This is a genomic window from Variovorax sp. PEI5 (assembly GCF_056679935.1).
In genome coordinates this window covers 2,266,491-2,281,064 of record NZ_CM155257.1, presented here as the reverse complement: position 1 = coordinate 2,281,064, position 14,574 = coordinate 2,266,491, and the positions used below count along the sequence as shown (strand labels likewise).

Genomic DNA, 14,574 nt, shown 5'->3' with positions numbered 1-14,574 from the left:
ATGCCAGGCGAAGTGGCGGCAGCCACGGCGGCAGCGGCCGTGGCGGCAGCAGCAGCGGCGATCCGGCCCGTGCCGCCGGGCGGTCCCCGCGCCGGTGCTCCGCGAGCGCGCCGGGATCAGTCCGGGCGCAGGGCGCGCAGCGCGGCGTCGATCCGCGCGAAATCGGGACGCACCGCAGGATCGGCATCGAGGCACCTGTCGCCGAGGTCGCGCAACGCCGTCGCCGTCGCCGTCTCGTCGCAGCGCTCGGCCAGTTCCTCCAGCAGGCAGCCGAAGGCGCGCACCTCGATGCGTTCCAGCGCGGTGGCATCGGCGTCGGCGGCGATGAACGAGGCGGCGCCGAAATCGCCCAGCAGGGCGGTGCCATCGTCGCCGCCCGGCGCGTCGCGCCGCCACAGGATGTTGTGGGCATAGAGATCGCCATGCAGCAGGCCGCGCGCGTGCAGGTGCGCCGCCGCCGCGGCGATGTCGCGCGCGATGCCCAGCGCCCGGGCGGGCGCGAGGCGCAGGTCGGCGGCATAGACATCGCGCGTGCAGGACTCCAGGCTCGGCGGCCCGGCCAGCACGGCGAAGGCCGGATCGATCAGGCGCAGCGCCAGGCCCTCGCCGGCGGCATCGGCCTCGACCGTGGCCAGCGCGCCGATCAGGCCGGGATGGTCGCCGGCGGCGATGCAGGCGGCGCGCTCGCTGCGCGGCGTGCCGTCGCTGGTCATGGCGCCCTTGAAACGCTTGACGGCGATGGCGAGCGGAGCGCCCGCGCCCCCGCCTTCGCCTTCGCCTTCGCCAGCGCCAGCGCCAGCGCCAGCGCCATCGCGCCGATGCCACAGCGCCCGCCGGATCACGCCCGAGGCGCCTTCGCCCAGATGCTCCTGCACCACCAGGTCGGCGGCCTCGATGCGCGGCAGGCTGTGGGCCGCGAGCGCGGCGTCCTCGCGCGCGCGACACATCGGATTGCCGCCGAAGGCCAGCCACGCCAGGCGCGGCAATCGCACGAGCCAGGGCGGCAGCCGCTCGAAGCGGTTGGCCGCGATGCGCAGCAATTCGAGCCGTCCGGCATCGGCCAGCGTGTCGGGCAGATGGTCCAGCCGGTTGCCCGCCAGCATCAGCTTCTGCAGCCGGGGCCGTTCGCCCAGGGCGTCGGGCAGCTCGGCGATGGCGTTGTCGGTCAGGATCAGCCAGCGCAGGCGCGGCGGCAGCGCGGCGGCCGGCACGTGGTCGATGCGGTTGGCCTTGAAGCCGACCATCTCCAGGCGCGCGCAGGCGCCCAGGCTCGCGGGCAGGGTGGTGAAACGGTTGTCGGAGCAGAACAGCACGCGCAGCCGGTGCAGCCGGTGCAGGTCGTCGGGCAGGGCGTCGAGCGCATTGCCGGAGAGGTCGAGGATCTCCAGCGAATCGGCCAGCGCGAACAGTTCGCGCGGGAATTCCGTCAGGCCGCAGGCCAGCGCGACACGGCGCGCCCCCGCCAGTGAGCCGGCGCGCAGGCGGCGCAGGGTCTCGTCGCCGGCGCCCTTCGCCGGCGCGCCGGGCGCGGACGGGCCGCTCATGCGGCGCGGATGCCGAAGCGCAGGATGCCGTCCGCGCCCTGGCGGCGCTGCAGCTGCCCGGCATGCCACAGCAGGTTCAGGTGCGCCACCGTCTCGCCCATCGCGAAGGTCAGCTGGTGGACGTCGAGCTCGCGCTTGAACAGCACCGGCAGCGCCTCGGCCGCCGACAGCGGCCGCGCGGCGCAGGCCGCGAACAGGTCGGCCAGGCGGTCGCGGTGATGCTCCTGGAGCTGCTCGATGCGGCGGTGCACGCCGGTGAAGGGCTTGCCGTGCGAGGGCAGGGCCAGCACGTCGGCCGGCAGCTCGCGGAAGCGGACGATGCTCTCCAGGAAGAGCCGCAGCGAATCGGCCTCGGGTTCGTCCGAATGCACGCTCACGTTGGTCGAGATGCGCGGCAGCATCATGTCGCCGGCGATCAGCACGTTGAGCTCCTCGCAGTACATGGCGATGTGCTCCGGCGCGTGGCCGTGGCCGTCGATGCAGCGCCAGGCGCGCCCGCCGATGGTCACGCCGCCGCCGTCGAGCAGCCGCACGAAGCTGCGCGGCACCGACGGCACCAGGTTGCGGTAGTAGCCGGTGCGGTCGCGGATGCGCTGCACGGCCTCGCCCGCGACCAGCCCGTGGCTGGCGAAGAAGTCGGCCGCCTCGTCGCCGCCGGCGGTGTTGTCCGCCGCGCCGGGGGCGGTCAGGCCGCGCGCGACGTGGAAGTCGGTGGCGCTGATCCACAGCGGCGCGTTCCAGCGGCGGCAGATCCAGTCGGCCAGGCCGATGTGGTCGGGATGCATGTGCGTGACGATCACGCGCAGGATCGGCAGGCCCTCCAGCCGCGTGGCGAAGATCTCCTCCCACTGGGCGCGCGAGGCGTCGCTGGCGATGCAGCAGTCGACCACCGTCCAGCCCTCGACGCGGCCGTCGGGGCCGTCCTGCTCGTCGCGCAGGAGCCAGATGTTGACGTGGTCGAGCGCGAAGGGCAGGCCCATGCGGATCCAGCGGATGCCGGGCGCCACGTCGATGGCCTCGCCGGGGGTCGGCAGGCGGTCGCCCAGCGGGTAGTGGAGTTCGCGTTCGAGGAGGTTCATGGGATAGTATGGCGGCGAGGTTGACGTTGACGTCAACGTCATGCGGCGGGGTTTTCATTGTAGGCACGGCCCCTCCGCCCGCCTGTCGCTCCCGCAACCCGTGCCTTCCTTCCATGTCCGTACAGACCTTCACCATCGGCGAGCTCGCCCGCGAGTTCGAGCTCACGACCCGGGCCATGCGCTTCTACGAGGACAAGGGCCTGCTCGCGCCGGCGCGCACCGGCCCGGGCGGGCGGCAGCGCGTCTATGGCGCGCGCGACCGCACCCGGCTCGCGCTGACCCTGCGCGCCAAGCGTCTGGGGCTGAGCCTGAACGAGGTCAAGGACATCCTCGACATGTACGACAGCCCGCGCGACACCGTGGCGCAGCTGGAGCGGTTCCTGGGTGTGCTGGGCGAGCACCGCGCGCAGCTCGAGCGCCAGCTGGCCGAGCTGCAGGGCAACCTCGACGACGTCCGCCTGCAGGAGGAGCAGGCCCGCGCCGCGCTGGCGCGGGCACGCGGGCCGGCCGCCCCGCCCGGGCCTCCGCGCAAGCCGCCGCGCCGCACGCCCCGCGCAGCCGCCGCGCCGCTCTGACGCGCCACGGCCCCGACCGGACGCCTCCACCGCCTCCACCGCCTTCGTTCCACCCACTTCCCCACCTTCCACCCATGTCCGATTCCGAAGACACCCTCGAAGACCTGTTCGCCCACAACCGCGCCTGGGCCGCCCAGATGGAGCGCGACCGCCCCGGCTTCTTCACCGGCCTGGTCAAGCAGCAGACGCCGCGCTACATGTGGATCGGCTGCTCCGACAGCCGGGTGCCCGCCAACCAGATCACCGGGCTGGAGCCGGGCGAGGTGTTCGTGCATCGCAACGTCGCCAACATCGTGGTCCATTCCGATCTCAACGCGCTCTCGGCGATCCAGTTCGCGGTCGAGCACCTGAAGGTCGAGCACATCATGGTGGTGGGCCACTACGGCTGCGCCGGCGTCAAGGCGGCGCTCAGCGGCACGCGCATCGGCCTGGCCGACAACTGGATCCGCCACATCCAGGACGTGCGCGACCGCCACCACGTGATGCTCGACACCCTGCCCGAGCCGGTGCGCGTGGACGCGCTGTGCGAGCTCAACGTGGCCGAGCAGGTGGTCAACGTGGCGGTCAGCACCGTCATGGTGGATGCCTGGAGCCGCGGCCAGAAGGTGCGCATCCACGGCTGGTGCTATGGCGTGCACGACGGCCTGCTGCAGGACCTGCGCCTGTCGGTCGATGGCAGCAAGCCGCTCGACGCCATCTACAAGGCCGCCGTGCAGCGCATCCGCCACAAGTGGGGCAAGCCCGCCGAGCCGCTGGTGATCCCGCCGCGCCCGCGCGCCGAGTCCGTCGTGCGCACGCCGCCGCCCGCGCCGACGGCGCAACCCACGCTCGAGGCGCCGGCCGCCGTCGGCAGCAGCCAGGACCATGTTTCCCCAGCGCCTTGATTCGCCGCTCGCCTACGACATCGCCAAGGCGCTGATCGACGGCTTCGACCGGCACTACCGGCTGTTCCGCGCCGAGTCGGCGCGCGCCAAGCACCGCTTCGAGACCGCCGACTGGCACGGCCAGCGGCGCGCCCAGCGCGAGCGCATCGAGTTCTACGACCTGCGGGTGGCCGAGGCGGTGGCGCGGCTGACCAAGGAGTTCGGCGCCGGCGAGCAGCCGATGGAGGTCTGGCAGCAGGTCAAGCTGCACTTCATCGGCCTGCTGGTGGACCACCGCCAGCCGGAACTCGGCGAGAGCTTCTTCAACTCCGTCACCACCAAGATCCTGCACCGGGCGTACTTCCAGAACGACTTCATCTTCGTGCGCCCGGCCATCAGCACCGAGTACATCGAGCCGCGCGGCGCGCCGACCTACCGCGCCTACTACCCGACCCACGAGACCCTGGCCGACTGCGTCGAGCGCATGCTCGAGGACTACGCCCTGCAGGGCCGCTTCGTCGACCGGCGCCGCGATGCCGAGCGCGTGGCCCAGGCGCTGCGCGGGCGCTTCCAGCAGGTGCGCCTGCGCGCCAACTTCCAGCTCCAGGTGCTGGCCTCGCTGTTCTATCGCAACAAGGGCGCCTACGTGGTCGGGCGCGTCATGAACGGCTTCACGGAGCTGCCCTTCGCGTTGCCGCTCCTGCACGACGACGAGGGTCGCCTGCGCATCGACGCCGCGCTCTTCGGCGAGGACGAGCTGCAGATGCTCTTCAGCTTCGCGCGGGCATATTTCATGGTCGACATGGAGGTGCCCTCGGCCTATGTGCGCTTCCTGCGCGCCCTGATGCCGCGCAAGCCGCGCGCCGAGATCTACGCCGCGCTCGGCCTGGCCAAGCAGGGCAAGACGCTGTTCTACCGCGACTTCCTCTCGCACCTGAACTACAGCAGCGACCGCTTCCGCATCGCCCCGGGCATCAAGGGCATGGTGATGCTGGTGTTCGACCTGCCCTCGTTCCCCTATGTCTTCAAGGTCATCAAGGACCACTACCCGCCGCAGAAGGACACCTCGCGCGAGCAGATCAAGGCCAAGTACCAGCTGGTCAAGCACCACGACCGCGTCGGCCGCATGGCCGACACGCTGGAGTACAGCGAGGTCGGCTTCCCGCTGGCGCGCTTCGATCCCGCGCTGGTGGCCGAGATCGAGGCCTTCGCCCCGAGCCAGCTGGAGATCGCCGACCGCGACGGCAACGGCGAGCTGGAGCTGGTGCTGCGCCACGTCTACATCGAGCGCCGCATGATCCCGCTGAACCTCTACCTGCAGGAGATGTTCGACGCCATCGCCCGGCCGGAGGGCCCGGCGCAGGCGCAGCGCGCGCAGTCGCAGCTCGCGCACGCGGTGGTCGAGTACGGCAACGCCATCAAGGACATGGTCGCGGCCAACATCTTCCCCGGCGACATGCTGTGGAAGAACTTCGGCGTCACGCTCAACGGCAAGGTGGTGTTCTACGACTACGACGAGATCGAGTACCTCACCGACTGCAACTTCCGCCGGGTGCCCGCGCCGCGCAACGAGGAGGACGAGATGAGCGGCGAGATCTGGTACGCCGTCGGCCCGCGCGACGTGTTCCCGGAGACCTTCGCGCCCTTCCTGCTGGGCAACGACCGGGTGCGCGAGACCTTCATGGCGCACCACGCCGACCTGCTCGACGCGGCGTTCTGGCAGCACCACAAGGCGCGCATCCAGGCCGGCCAGATGCCCGACGTGTTCCCCTACGACGAGGCCCGGCGCTTCCCGCGCGAGGACGCGGCCGTCGCCCCGGACCGATCCCACTTTCCCAACCAGGAGACCTCCCCATGACCGAATCCATCGTCATCGCCGGCGCCGCCCGCACCCCCATGGGCGCCTTCCAGGGCGATTTCTCGTCACTCGCCGCGCACGACCTGGGCGGCGCGGCCATCCGTGCGGCCGTCGAGCGCTCGGGCATCGCGCCGGCGGCCGTCGGCGAGGTGCTGTTCGGCAACTGCCTGATGGCCGGCCAGGGCCAGGCGCCGGCGCGCCAGGCGGCCTACAAAGGCGGCCTGCCCGACAGCGCCGGGGCCGTCACGCTCAGCAAGATGTGCGGCTCGGCCATGAAGGCGGCGATGCTCGCGCACGACCTGCTGCTCGCCGGCACGCACGAGGTCATCGTCGCGGGCGGCATGGAGAGCATGACCAACGCGCCCTACCTGATGCTCAAGGGCCGCGGCGGCTACCGCATGGGCCACGACCGCCTGTTCGACCACATGATGCTCGACGGCCTGGAGGACGCCTACCAGCCGGGCCGCTCGATGGGCACCTTCGGCGAGGACTGCGCGGCCAAGTACGGCTTCACGCGCGAGCAGCAGGATGCCTTCGCCACGGCCAGCGTCGAGCGCGCCCGCCATGCCATCGCCGATGGCCTGTTCGCCGCCGAGATCGCGCCGGTCACGCTCAAGGGCCGCAACGGCGACACCTTGGTCGCCATCGACGAGGGCCCGGGCAAGGCCCGGCTCGACAAGATCGCCACGCTGCGCCCGGCGTTCAGGAAGGATGGCGGCACCATCACGGCGGCATCGAGCTCGTCGATCAACGACGGCGCCGCCGCGCTGGTGATGACCACCGGCTCGCATGCCGAGCGCCTGGGCGTGACGCCGCTCGCGCGCATCGTCGGCCACGCCACGCACGCGCAGCAGCCCGAGTGGTTCTCCACCGCGCCGGTGGGCGCGGTGCACAAGCTGTTCGCCAAGACCGGCTGGAGCGTCGCGGACGTCGACCTGTGGGAGGTCAACGAGGCCTTCGCCGTGGTGCCGATGGCCTTGATGGAGGAGCTGGGCGTGTCGCACGACATCGTCAACGTGCACGGCGGCGCCTGCGCGCTGGGCCATCCGATCGGCGCCAGCGGGGCCCGCATCATGGTCACGCTGATCCACGCGCTGCGCGCGCGTGGCCTGAAGCGCGGCGTGGCCACGCTGTGCATCGGCGGGGGCGAGGGCACGGCCGTGGCCATCGAACTGGCATGACCATGCGCGCCAGGCAACGGATGGCGATGCTGGCGCTCGCGCTGGCCGGCGTCGCGACGGCGGGCTGGGCCCAGAAGCGCGACAGCGCCCTGTTCGAGGCCGCCACGGCCGAGCAGCCGGCGGTGGTGCGGACCCTGGAGCGCCTGGTCGCGATCGAGACGCCGACCGGCGATGCCGCCGGCATGGCCGCCGCCGCTCAGCTGCTGGAGGCCGAGCTCAGGGCGCTCGGCTTCCAAGTCGCGCGCCACAAGGCGGTGGCGCCGGCGGTGGGCGACAACATCGTCGGCCGGCTGGCCGGCCGGCTCGACGGCAAGGGCGGCAAGCACCTGCTGCTGCTCTCGCACATGGACACCGTGCATCCGCGCGGCACGCTGGCGCGGACGCCGTTCCGCATCGAGGGCGCGCGCGCCTACGGCCCCGGCATCGCCGACGACAAGGGCGGCGCGGCGGTCATCCTGCACGCGCTCCGGCTGCTCACCACCTATGGCTTCCGCGACTTCGGCAGCATCACCGTGCTGTTCAACACCGACGAGGAGAAGGGCTCCTTCGGCTCGCGCGAGCTGATCCAGCAGGAGGCCCTGGCGGCCGACTACGTGCTGTCCTTCGAGCCGACCAGCGCCGAGCGCGAGAGCTTCGTGCTGGGCACCTCCGGCATCGCCTACGTGCAGGCCGACATCAAGGGCCGCGCCGCGCATGCCGGCGTGGCGCCGGAGACCGGCGTCAACGCCCTGGTGGAAGCCGCCGACCTGGTGGCGCGCACGCAGGACCTCGACGACAAGGCGCGCGGCCTGCGCTTCAACTGGACCCTGGCGCGCGCCGGCAGCGCATCCAACGTGATCCCCGAGAGCGCCACGCTCAATGCCGACCTGCGCTATGCGCGCCCCGAGGACCTGGAGGCCACGCTCAGGACGCTGGAGGAGCGCGCCCAGGCGAAGCGGCTGCCCGGCGCCGAGGTCGCCGTGGCCGTCACGCGCGGCCGCCCGGCCTTCAACGCCGGCGAGGGCGGGCGCCGGCTGGTGGACAAGGCCGTGGCCTTCTACCGCGAGGCCGGCGGCACCGTCGAGATCGAGGAGCGCACCGGCGGCGGCACCGACGCGGCCTATGCCGCGCTGTCGGGCAAGCCGGTGATCGAGAGCCTGGGACTCCCGGGTTTTGGCTATCACAGCGACAAGGCCGAGTACGTGATGATCGACGCCATCCCGCGCCGGCTCTACATGGCGACGCGGCTGATCATGGACCTCGGCACCCGGTGACGCCACGGATCCACGCCGCCGACCCACGACGATCGACAATGGTCACGTCCGCCCGCGCGCGGACACGGAAGGATTTCTCGACATGCTGCTGACCCCCGACCAGGAAGCCATCCGCGACGCGGTGCGCGACTTCTGCCAGGCCGAACTCGTGCCCCATGCCGCGCGCTGGGACCGCGAGCACCACTTCCCCCGCGAGGCCCACCAGGGCCTGGCCGAGCTCGGCGCCTATGGCATCTGCGTGCCCGAGGCCGACGGCGGCGCCGGGCTCGACTACCTCACGCTGGCGCTGGTGCTCGAGGAGATCGCCGCCGGCGACGGCGGCACCAGCACCGCCATCAGCGTCACCAACTGCCCGGTCAACGCCATCCTCATGCGCCACGGCGACGAGCGGCAGAAGAAGGACTGGCTCTGGCCGCTGGCGCAGGGCCGCATGCTCGGCGCCTTCTGCCTGACCGAGCCGCAGGCCGGCAGCGACGCCTCCAGCCTGCGCACCACCGCGCGGCGCGATGGCGACGACTACGTCATCGATGGCGTCAAGCAGTTCATCACCAGCGGCAAGCACGGCCACGTCGCCATCGTCATCGCCGTGACCGACCGGGACGCCGGCAAGCGCGGCATGAGCGCCTTCCTGGTGCCCACCGACGCGCCCGGCTATCACGTCGCGCGACTGGAGGACAAGCTCGGCCAGCACAGCAGCGACACCGCGCAGATCAACTTCGACGGCTGCCGCGTGCCGGCGTCCCACCGGCTCGGCGCCGAGGGCGAGGGCTATCGCATCGCCCTGGGCGCGCTGGAGGGCGGGCGCATCGGCATCGCCGCGCAGAGCATCGGCATGGCGCGCAGCGCCTTCGAGGTCGCGCTGGCCTATGCCAGGGAGCGCCAGGCCTTCGGCGGCCCGATCCTCGAGCAGCAGGCCGTGGGCTTCCGGCTGGCCGACTGCGCCACCCGCATCGAGGCCGCGCGCCAGCTGACCTGGCATGCGGCCAGCCTGCGCGACGCCGGACTGCCGTGCCTGAAGGAGGCCGCCATGGCCAAGCTGTTCGCCAGCGAGATGGCCGAGCAGGTCTGCAGCGCGGCCATCCAGACGCTCGGCGGCTATGGCTATGTCAACGACTTCCCGCTCGAGCGCATCTATCGCGACGTGCGCGTCTGCCAGATCTACGAGGGCACCTCGGACATCCAGAAGCTGCTGATCCAGCGGGCGTTGACGGCATGACGAACCCCTACACCTACACCGCCATCAACGGCAAGCCCGAGTCGTGCCCCTGCGGCCGCCGCGACCGGCGCGATGCCCCGATGGCCTATTCGATGTGCTGCGGTCGCTACATCGAGGACGCCACCGGCGCCACGCCCGCGCCCGACGCCGAGGCCCTCATGCGCTCGCGCTACAGCGCCTTCGTGCGCGAGCGCGCCGACTACCTGCTCGCCACCTGGCATGCCAGCACGCGGCCGGCGTCGATCGAGTTCGAGTCCGGCGTGAAGTGGCTGGGCCTGGACGTACGCTCGCGCTCCGTGCTGGATGCCGAGCATGCCGAGGTCGAGTTCGTGGCCCGGCGCCGCGACGCCACCGGCGTCGCCACCCGGCTGCACGAGCGCAGCCGCTTCGTGCGCGAGGGCGACGAGAGCCAGGGCGAGGTGGGGCGCTGGTTCTATGTCGATGGCGAGCTGAGATGACGCCGCGCCGAGGACCGTCCCGGGTCGCCCTTGCCCTCGCCATGGTCGTGGCGCTGGCCATGGGGCCCCTGGCCGCCGCCGCCCAGGGCGCGCCGACGGCCGGCGCCGCATCCGCCACCCCCACCCCGGCGGCGCCCGCCGTGGCGGTCAAGCGCCCGACCACGCCCGAGCTCGACGCCCGCGGCCAGGCCCTGAGCCGCGAGCGCGGCTGCACCGCCTGCCACGCGCCGGATGGCAAGCGCGTCGGCCCCGGCTTCGCGCAGATCGCCGCGCGCTATCGCGCCGATCCGGAAGCCGACGAGCGCATCCCGCAGAAGATCCGCAACGGCAGCGTCGGCACGTGGGGGCGGATCATCATGCCGCGCCAGACGCAGGTGACGGAGGCGGAGGCCAAGCTGCTCGGGGCCTGGGTGCTGTCGCGGCCGGGCTCCTGAGCGAGGGCATTCACGACGTTCACGGCGTTCGCGGCGCTCCGTCGGCCGTCCGGCCGGCCTCGTCGCTCACTGAGGCACCAGCCCCGAGGCCTTCACCAGCTCCGCGTGCAGCTTGATCTCCTGCGCGATGGTCTTCTGGAACTGCTCGGGCGTGGTGGGCATGACATCCATGCCGGCATCGCGCAGCTGGGCCGTGACCTCGGGGCTCTTCAGGATCGCGTGGACCTGGCGGTTGAGCTGGTCGATCAGCGGCCGGGGCGTCCTGGCCGGCGCCAGCAGGCCGATCCAGGTGACCATGTTCATGTTGTCGATGCCGGCCTCCTTCATGGTGGGCGTCTCGGCGATCAGCGGCGAGCGCTTGTCGTTCATGATGGCCAGCGCGGTCAGCTTGCCGGACTTGATGTGTGGCAGGGCCTCGGGCAGGGGCGCGAAGAGGAGATCGACATTGCCGCCGAGCAGGTCGTTGATGGCCAGCGCGCCGCCCTTGTAGGGGATGTGCACCATGCGCACCTTCATGCGCGACTCGAACATCAGGCCGGCCAGATGCTGGGGGCTGCCGTCGCCCGAGGAGGCATAGGTCAGCGCCTCGGGCTTGGCCCGGGCGGCGGCGAGCACGGCGCCGGCGGTCGGGAACTTCAGCCGGTCCTTGATCACCAGCACCATCGACTGGTCGGCCAGCTTGGTGATGGGCGCGAAGTCGGCCTGCGGGTCGTAGGGCAGCGACTTGAAGATGCTGACGTTGGTGGTCAGGAAGGAAGCCGGCGATGCCATCAGCGTGTAGCCGTCCGGCGGCGCCTTGGCCACCACCGGCAGGCCGATGCGGCCGGAGGCGCCGGCGCGGTTGTCCACCACGAAGGGCTGGCCGGTCTCGGTCGCCAGCTTCTGGCCGACCAGGCGCGCGATCATGTCGACGCCGCCACCGGCGGGCAGCGCCACCATCACCTTGACGGGATGGTCGGGATACTTGTCGGCGGCGCCGGCGGTCAGGGGGCTCAGCAGCGTGGTCGCCGCCGCCAGCGTGCCGAGCGCCAGGCCCAGGGTGGCGAGGCCGCGCCGGGTCGGCGCCAGCGCCGTGGTCGTCGTCGTTGTCTTCGTGTGGTTCTTCGTCATGTCGGGGGCTCCGGAGGGAAGGGGAGGAGGCGCGCGCGGGGGAGGGGAAACGCGACGACGGTGACCAGCAATTCCTGTGCCCGTAAGATCGCGCCGCTCCCATGTTGCTGCGTCGCGTCCTGATCCGTCTCCTGCTGCTCGCCGTGTGCTTCCACACGGTGGTGGGCCGGCCCGCGCACGAGGCGACGCACCTGCTCCAGCAGCGCATCGCGCGGGTGGCCCTGCCGGCCGAGGGCGCGCCGCCATCGGCATGGCCCGCCATCGACATCGCAGCCATCGCATTCGAGACCGATGCCGGTGCCGGCGCGCGGACCGGCGTCCTCGATGGCGCGGCCATCGGCCAGGGCGGCCAGAGCGGCCATGGCGGCTCGGCCGAGGCCCTGTGCGCGTGGTGCGCGGCCCTGTCGCAGCTCGCATCGGCGCTCGCGGCGTCGCCACCCGCGCCGCTCGCCAGCGCCACCATGGGCGGGCAACCCGTTCCCCGGCGCGAGGTCGCCTTCGTCCCCCGGCCCGACCGCTGGCGCTTCGCCGCCCGCGATCCGCCGGGACTTCCGCCGACCGATCCCCTCGCGCGTCGCGGACCCGCGTCCTCCGACCTGTCGTAGCGTGGTGTGATCCACGGGGGGCCGGTCGCCGTCGTCGTCGAACGCTCACGGACGTGTCCGCACGTTCCGTCCCGCCGCCCGCCGGGTGTCCCGCGCGGCGCGGCCCGTCCGTCCCCCCAGGCTCCGGCCGCGCGCGCGCGTTCCGGCGCCCGACCTCCCGATCGCTCCTTCCATGACCGTCATCCAGTTCCCCGGAATCTCCCTGCCCGCCGTCCTCGCGCGCGCCCACCGGTCGCCGCTGGCGCTGGCCGCTGCCACGTTGTTCGCGGCGCCGCCCGCGCTGGCGCAGTCCGCCGCGCCCGCTCCCACCCCCGCCATCGCCGCCACCGCCACCGCCGCCGCCGCTGGGTCGCCCGCCGCCGAGCTCGCCACCGTCGAGGTGGTCGGCCGCACCGAATCGGGCGCCTATCACGCCGACGAGGCCGCCGGCGCCAAGACCGATCTGCCGCTGCGCGAGTTGCCGCAGTCGGTGCGCATCGTCACGCGCCAGGCCATCGACGACCTGGGCGCGACCCGGCTCGACGACGTGCTCGACTACGTGGGTGGCGTGTCGCGCCAGAACAATTTCGGCGGCCTCTGGGACAACATCGCCATCCGCGGACTGCCGGGCAGCGACAGCACCGGCATGGCGACGCTGTTCAACGGCTTCTCGTCCAACCGGGGCTTCAACGCGCCGCGCGACCTGGCGGCGGTCGAGCGCATCGAATTCCTCAAGGGCCCGGCCGCCGCGCTCTACGGCAGCAGCGAGCCCGGCGGCACCCTCAACATCGTCTCCAAGCGGCCGCTGTGGACGGCGGCCCATTCGGTCGAGGGCTATGCCGGCAGCCACGGCATGCGGCGCGGCGCGTTCGACAGCACCGGCCCGCTGGGCGAGCGCCTCGCCTACCGCCTGAACGTGGCGGTGGAGGACCGCGACAGCTTCCGCGACCGGGTGGGCGTCAAGCGCCAGGTGGTCGCGCCGGCCTTCACCTGGAAGCTCGGGCGCGACACGCTGCTCGACTACGTGGGCGAGTACCTGCGCCACGAGACGCCGCTCGACCGTGGCGTGGTGGCCGTCGGCGACCGCCTGGGCGCGATCTCGCGCCGCACGTTCCTGGGCGAGCCGGCCGACGGCCCCGCCACGGTGACCAACCAGACGCACCAGCTGGTGCTGTCGCACGAGTGGAATCCGGCCTGGCGCAGCCGCATCGGCCTGTCGTACCGGGAGGCCGCGATCGAGGGCTTCTCGAGCGAGGCCACCGCGCTGCGCGCCAATGGCGATCTCACGCGCCAGCGCCGCTTCCGCGACTACGCCTCCGACGACATCGCGCTGCAGGCCGAACTGCAGGGGGTGGTGAAGACCGGGGCGGTGGCGCACGAGCTGCTGCTGGGCCTGGAGAGCTATCGCTTCGACATGGACACGCTGCTGCTGCGCGTCAATCCGAGCATCGCCGCGCCCTACGCCATCAACATCTACGACCCGGTCTATGGCCAGGCGCGACCGACGCCATTGCCCAACACCGACACCCGGGAACGCCAGCGCAACACCGCCTTCTACGTGCAGGACGCCATCCAGCTGGCGCCGCAGTGGCGCCTGATCGCCGGGTTGCGCGGCGACCGCTACGACCAGTCGCTGGAGAACCGCCGCAATGGCGCGCTGACGACGCAGCAGCCGTCCTCGACCTCGCCGCGCCTCGGCCTGAGCTGGCTGCCCGATGCGCAATGGACGCTGTATGCCAACACCGGGCGCTCCTTCCGCCCCAATGCCGGCTCCGACGTGGCGTCGCGGGCCTTCGCGCCGGAGTCCGGCAAGGCGCTGGAACTGGGCGCCAAGTGGGAGCGCGCGGACCGGCGCCTGGGCGCGACGGCGGCGCTGTTCGACATCCGCAAGCGCAACGTGCTGACGGCCGACGCGGCCAACGCCGGCTTCTCGGTGGCCGCCGGCGAGATCCGCAGCCGGGGCGCGGAGTTCGACCTCGCCGGCCAGCTGAGCCGGCGCTGGCGCGTCAATGCCAGCCTGGCGCTCAACGATGTCGAGGTCACGCGCGACAACACCCTGGAGATCGGCGGCCGGCTGCTCAACGTGCCCCGGGTCAACGGCAGCATGCTGGCGATGTACGAGGACGCCCTGGCCAACGGCCAGCGCTATGGCGTCGGCGGCGGCCTCACGCACACCGGCCGGCGCCTGGGCCAGGCCCGCACGCAGGCCGAGGCCGCCGCCGGCACGCCGGCGTTCGACCTGCCGGCCTACACCACCGCCAAGCTGGTGGGCTACTGGCGCCTGAACCCCCGGCTGCGCCTGACGCTCGATGTCGACAATGTGTTCGACCGCACCTACTACGCCAGCGCCTTCAACCGCGTCTGGGTGACGCCGGGCACCGCGCGCATGGTCACGCTCGGCGTGCAGGCGAGGTTCTGA

General features: G+C 72.3%; 13 protein-coding genes. 10 read left to right on the top strand and 3 right to left on the bottom strand.

The window, feature by feature from the left end:
- Positions 1-116: 116 nt before the first annotated feature.
- Entirely contained in the window at positions 117-1,544 is a 1,428-nt protein-coding gene (locus tag AC1MLT_RS10510; protein WP_481032225.1) for a leucine-rich repeat-containing protein kinase family protein, read from the bottom strand.
- The gene (locus AC1MLT_RS10505) at positions 1,541-2,623 is read right to left on the bottom strand and encodes an MBL fold metallo-hydrolase (RefSeq protein ID WP_481032224.1); all 1,083 of its coding nucleotides are present in this window, start codon (positions 2,621-2,623) and stop codon (positions 1,541-1,543) included. The genes AC1MLT_RS10510 and AC1MLT_RS10505 overlap by 4 nt, the downstream gene beginning before the upstream one ends.
- A 113-nt stretch (positions 2,624-2,736) precedes the next feature.
- On the opposite strand from AC1MLT_RS10505, the gene AC1MLT_RS10500 reads away from it, so the two are divergent.
- The 8 genes from AC1MLT_RS10500 to AC1MLT_RS10465 all read left to right on the top strand — a co-directional run bounded on the left by AC1MLT_RS10500 (position 2,737) and on the right by AC1MLT_RS10465 (position 10,461).
- The gene (locus AC1MLT_RS10500) at positions 2,737-3,198 is read left to right on the top strand and encodes a MerR family transcriptional regulator (RefSeq protein WP_481032223.1); all 462 of its coding nucleotides are present in this window, start codon (positions 2,737-2,739) and stop codon (positions 3,196-3,198) included.
- A gap of 74 nt (positions 3,199-3,272) precedes the next feature.
- On the top strand, positions 3,273-4,082 hold the full coding sequence (gene can, locus AC1MLT_RS10495) for a carbonate dehydratase (protein ID WP_481032222.1): 810 nt from the start codon (positions 3,273-3,275) through the stop codon (positions 4,080-4,082).
- Positions 4,063-5,919: a bifunctional isocitrate dehydrogenase kinase/phosphatase gene (gene aceK, locus AC1MLT_RS10490; RefSeq protein WP_481032221.1), complete on the top strand. Its 1,857-nt coding sequence runs from the start codon at positions 4,063-4,065 to the stop codon at positions 5,917-5,919. The genes can and aceK overlap by 20 nt, the downstream gene beginning before the upstream one ends.
- The gene (locus tag AC1MLT_RS10485) at positions 5,916-7,100 is read left to right on the top strand and encodes an acetyl-CoA C-acyltransferase (protein ID WP_481032220.1); all 1,185 of its coding nucleotides are present in this window, start codon (positions 5,916-5,918) and stop codon (positions 7,098-7,100) included. Before aceK ends, AC1MLT_RS10485 begins: the two co-directional genes overlap by 4 nt.
- Positions 7,101-7,102: 2 nt before the next feature.
- A complete protein-coding gene (locus AC1MLT_RS10480) occupies positions 7,103-8,353 on the top strand; it encodes a glutamate carboxypeptidase (protein WP_481032219.1) in 1,251 nt (416 codons plus the stop codon).
- An 82-nt stretch (positions 8,354-8,435) separates the two neighbouring features.
- Positions 8,436-9,569, top strand: coding sequence for an acyl-CoA dehydrogenase family protein (locus AC1MLT_RS10475; protein WP_481032218.1), 1,134 nt, complete (start codon positions 8,436-8,438; stop codon positions 9,567-9,569).
- Positions 9,566-10,027, top strand: coding sequence for a YchJ family protein (locus AC1MLT_RS10470; protein WP_481032217.1), 462 nt, complete (start codon positions 9,566-9,568; stop codon positions 10,025-10,027). Before AC1MLT_RS10475 ends, AC1MLT_RS10470 begins: the two co-directional genes overlap by 4 nt.
- On the top strand, positions 10,024-10,461 hold the full coding sequence (locus tag AC1MLT_RS10465) for a c-type cytochrome (RefSeq protein ID WP_481032216.1): 438 nt from the start codon (positions 10,024-10,026) through the stop codon (positions 10,459-10,461). Before AC1MLT_RS10470 ends, AC1MLT_RS10465 begins: the two co-directional genes overlap by 4 nt.
- Positions 10,462-10,527: 66 nt before the next feature.
- Here the strand turns inward: AC1MLT_RS10465 and AC1MLT_RS10460 are convergent, their stop codons facing one another.
- The gene (locus tag AC1MLT_RS10460) at positions 10,528-11,571 is read right to left on the bottom strand and encodes a Bug family tripartite tricarboxylate transporter substrate binding protein (RefSeq protein ID WP_481032215.1); all 1,044 of its coding nucleotides are present in this window, start codon (positions 11,569-11,571) and stop codon (positions 10,528-10,530) included.
- A gap of 101 nt (positions 11,572-11,672) precedes the next feature.
- Here AC1MLT_RS10460 and AC1MLT_RS10455 point away from each other — a divergent pair, with 101 nt between their 5' ends.
- The gene (locus AC1MLT_RS10455; protein WP_481032214.1) at positions 11,673-12,176 is read left to right on the top strand and encodes a hypothetical protein; all 504 of its coding nucleotides are present in this window, start codon (positions 11,673-11,675) and stop codon (positions 12,174-12,176) included.
- A 172-nt stretch (positions 12,177-12,348) separates the two neighbouring features.
- The gene (locus tag AC1MLT_RS10450; protein WP_481032213.1) at positions 12,349-14,574 is read left to right on the top strand and encodes a TonB-dependent siderophore receptor; all 2,226 of its coding nucleotides are present in this window, start codon (positions 12,349-12,351) and stop codon (positions 14,572-14,574) included.

Coding starts and splice junctions, on each gene's coding strand:
- AC1MLT_RS10510 (WP_481032225.1), bottom strand. CDS start 1,544: ATGAGCGGCCCGTCCGCGCCCGGCGCGCCGGCGAAGGGCGCCGGCGAC.
- AC1MLT_RS10505 (WP_481032224.1), bottom strand. CDS start 2,623: ATGAACCTCCTCGAACGCGAACTCCACTACCCGCTGGGCGACCGCCTG.
- AC1MLT_RS10500 (WP_481032223.1), top strand. CDS start 2,737: ATGTCCGTACAGACCTTCACCATCGGCGAGCTCGCCCGCGAGTTCGAG.
- can (WP_481032222.1), top strand. CDS start 3,273: ATGTCCGATTCCGAAGACACCCTCGAAGACCTGTTCGCCCACAACCGC.
- aceK (WP_481032221.1), top strand. CDS start 4,063: ATGTTTCCCCAGCGCCTTGATTCGCCGCTCGCCTACGACATCGCCAAG.
- AC1MLT_RS10485 (WP_481032220.1), top strand. CDS start 5,916: ATGACCGAATCCATCGTCATCGCCGGCGCCGCCCGCACCCCCATGGGC.
- AC1MLT_RS10480 (WP_481032219.1), top strand. CDS start 7,103: ATGCGCGCCAGGCAACGGATGGCGATGCTGGCGCTCGCGCTGGCCGGC.
- AC1MLT_RS10475 (WP_481032218.1), top strand. CDS start 8,436: ATGCTGCTGACCCCCGACCAGGAAGCCATCCGCGACGCGGTGCGCGAC.
- AC1MLT_RS10470 (WP_481032217.1), top strand. CDS start 9,566: ATGACGAACCCCTACACCTACACCGCCATCAACGGCAAGCCCGAGTCG.
- AC1MLT_RS10465 (WP_481032216.1), top strand. CDS start 10,024: ATGACGCCGCGCCGAGGACCGTCCCGGGTCGCCCTTGCCCTCGCCATG.
- AC1MLT_RS10460 (WP_481032215.1), bottom strand. CDS start 11,571: ATGACGAAGAACCACACGAAGACAACGACGACGACCACGGCGCTGGCG.
- AC1MLT_RS10455 (WP_481032214.1), top strand. CDS start 11,673: ATGTTGCTGCGTCGCGTCCTGATCCGTCTCCTGCTGCTCGCCGTGTGC.
- AC1MLT_RS10450 (WP_481032213.1), top strand. CDS start 12,349: ATGACCGTCATCCAGTTCCCCGGAATCTCCCTGCCCGCCGTCCTCGCG.